This is a genomic window from Micromonospora sp. NPDC047740 (genome assembly GCF_043204735.1).
Taxonomy (GTDB): Bacteria; Actinomycetota; Actinomycetes; order Mycobacteriales; family Micromonosporaceae; genus Micromonospora.
The window spans coordinates 1-2,556 of the sequence record NZ_JBIDCT010000049.1 but is presented as its reverse complement, the minus strand read 5'-3'; the positions used below and the strand labels follow the sequence as shown (position 1 = coordinate 2,556).

Annotated in this window: 2 protein-coding genes; both read left to right on the top strand. The window is 67.8% G+C overall.

Annotation, left to right across the window (positions count from 1 at the left end):
* Nucleotides 1–188 precede the first annotated feature (188 nt).
* A complete protein-coding gene (gene istA, locus ACGF4F_RS37320) occupies nucleotides 189–1,685 on the top strand; it encodes an IS21 family transposase (RefSeq protein ID WP_393085243.1) in 1,497 nt (498 codons plus the stop codon).
* The gene (istB, locus tag ACGF4F_RS37315; RefSeq protein WP_393085241.1) at nucleotides 1,682–2,455 is read left to right on the top strand and encodes an IS21-like element helper ATPase IstB; all 774 of its coding nucleotides are present in this window, start codon (nucleotides 1,682–1,684) and stop codon (nucleotides 2,453–2,455) included. Before istA ends, istB begins: the two co-directional genes overlap by 4 nt.
* The last annotated feature ends 101 nt before the right edge of the window (nucleotides 2,456–2,556 follow it).

The following is a 2,556-nucleotide window of genomic DNA, read 5'->3' as shown; positions in this document are numbered from 1 at the left end:
TGCCAGCGGACACGGCATGCTCCGGGTAGGCGGACAGTTTGCTCCGGGCTGGCGGACATGAGATTTCCGTGCCTGCGGTCACGTGCTCTTCCGGAATCGCCTGACTTTCGTCGATGAACATAGAGATCCCCTCGGTCGGGGTTGGCTGCTGACTGCTGATCAAGTGCCGATCCGATCCGAGGGGATCCGTGACCAAGTCTGACAGGGAGATCGTGGAGATTTTGGAGGCGTTCGACCTGACCCGCTGTGCGCATTCGGCTGCGCGGCTGGTCGGGGTCGACGAGAAGACCGTCGCGCGGTATGTGCAGCTGCGTGAGGAAGGTCGGGACCCGTTGGTGCGGGTCCGCCGGCCGAAGGCGGTTGACGTGTTCATGCCGAAGATCGAGGAGTTGGTGGAGGCGTCGCAGGGCCGTATCCGCGCCGATGTGGTGCATGCCCGCCTTCTTGCCATGGGGTTCACCGGCACCGACCGCACGACCCGACGGGCGGTGGCGCAGGCGAAGGCGGCGTGGCGGGCCGGGCATCGGCGGGCGTATCGGCCGTGGGTGCCGGAGCCGGGGATGTGGCTGCAGTTCGACTGGGGCGCCGGTCCGGTGATCGGCGGACGGCGTACCAGCCTGTTCTGCGCGTGGTTGTCCTGGTCTCGGTTCCGGGTGGTGCTGCCGACGTGGGATCAGACCATGGGTTCGCTGGTCGCGTGCTTGGACGCGACGCTGCGTCGCCTCGGTGGCGCTCCGACGTATGTGCTCACTGACAACGCCAAGACCGTCACGGTCGAGCACGTCGCCGGGGTGGCGATCCGGCATCCGGAGATCGTCGCCGCGGGCCGACACTACGGCTGCAAAGTCGAGACCTGTGAGCCGTTCGATCCGGAGTCCAAGGGCGGGGTGGAGGCGACGGTGAAGATCGCCAAGGCGGATCTGGTGCCGACCACCGCGAACCTCGCCCCGGCCTACGGGTCTTTCACGGAGCTGGCCGACGCATGCTTGCACTGGTGTGAGCGGGTCAACGCTCGTGTCCATCGGGAAACGAGGGCAGCGCCGGTGGACCGTCTGGCCGTCGAACGCCAGCACCTGCATGTTCTGCCAGCCGAGCCGCACGCGGTGGCGTTGGGTGAGGAACGCCTGGTCAACGATGATCAGACGGTGTCGTTCGGGGCGGTGCGCTATTCGACTCCGCCGGGGCATGTCGGGTCGAAAGTATGGTGCCGGGTGATCGGGGCTGAACTGGTCATCGTCGCCAGGACCGCGGCGGGGCTGGCCGAGATCGCCCGGCACGAACTGTCGACGCCAGGCAACCCCCGAATCCTCGACGCGCACTACCCGTTCCATCCCGGCGGGAACCTGCCGCGGCCACCCCGGCCACGGGCCAGAACAGCGCAGGAGATCGCGTTCCTCGACCTCGGCGAGGGCGCCCGCCGATGGCTGATCGAGGCAGGCGCAAGCGGCGTGAGCAAGGTCCGGGCGAAAATGGCCAAGGCCATAGAACTCGCCGCAGCCCTCGGCGCCCCCGCAGTCGACGAGGCCCTCGGCCTGGCCGCCATCGCCGGCCGGTTCGCCGACGACGACCTCATCTCGATTCTCGATCACCTGCAACGCGCCGGCGTCCCCGGCGATGTCGTCGTGGTCGACGAAGGGCATTCGGTCCAGCCCGGCACCGGCCCGTGGGGCAGGTTCGGGGCATGAGTAGACCAGATCCCGCCGCCGTCCCCGAAGAGCTTGAACGGCTGCTGCGCCGGATGCGGCTGCCCTACCTACGCAAAGCCGCACCCGACGTCCTGGCCACCGCCCGGGCGCAACGCTGGGACCCCGCAGAAGTCGTCCGGGTCCTACTCAACGAGGAAGCCGTCGGACGCGACCAGGCCACCCGCCGGATGCGACGCAAGACCGCGAACTTCCCCACCGGCAAGACCCTCGGATCCTGGCGGCCCGAGGAATCCTCGATCCCCGAGGCCACCCAGAACGCCCTCACCACCCTGGAATGGATCGGCCGGCACGAAAACCTCGTCGTGTCCGGCCCCTCAGGCACCGGCAAATCCCACTTCGTCGAAGCCCTCGCCCACGCCGCCATCGAAGCTGACCTGCGGGTCGCATGGTTCACCCTGGAAACCCTCACCCAAGCCATCGGAAAGGCAAAAGTAGACGGCTCAGTAGCCAGGACCGTGGCCCGAATCTGCGGCTGCGACCTCATCGTCGTTGACGACATCGGCATGCTCCCCGCCGGACAGGACGCCGCCGAAGCCTTCTACCGGATCATCGACGCCGCCTACGAACGCCGATCCATCGCCGTGACCAGCAACATCCACCCATCCGGCTTCGACACCATCATGCCCAAAACCCTCGCCACCGCGACAGTTGACCGGCTCCTGCACCACGCCCACCTGGTCCTCACCAAGGGCGACAGTCACCGCCTCGCCGAGGCCCTCGCCGGCAAGGGAGTGATCCCCTTGAACTAACCACCATCCGGACGACATGTGTCCGCGGACCCGGAGAAACCGTGTCCGCGGACCCGGCGGCCCACTGTCCGCCCACCCGCAACACCCGATGTCCGTTGACA

What these genes read in the sequence shown, in the direction of transcription:
- istB (WP_393085241.1), top strand. Translation starts at nt 1,682, where the DNA reads ATGAGTAGACCAGATCCCGCCGCCGTCCCCGAAGAGCTTGAACGGCTG.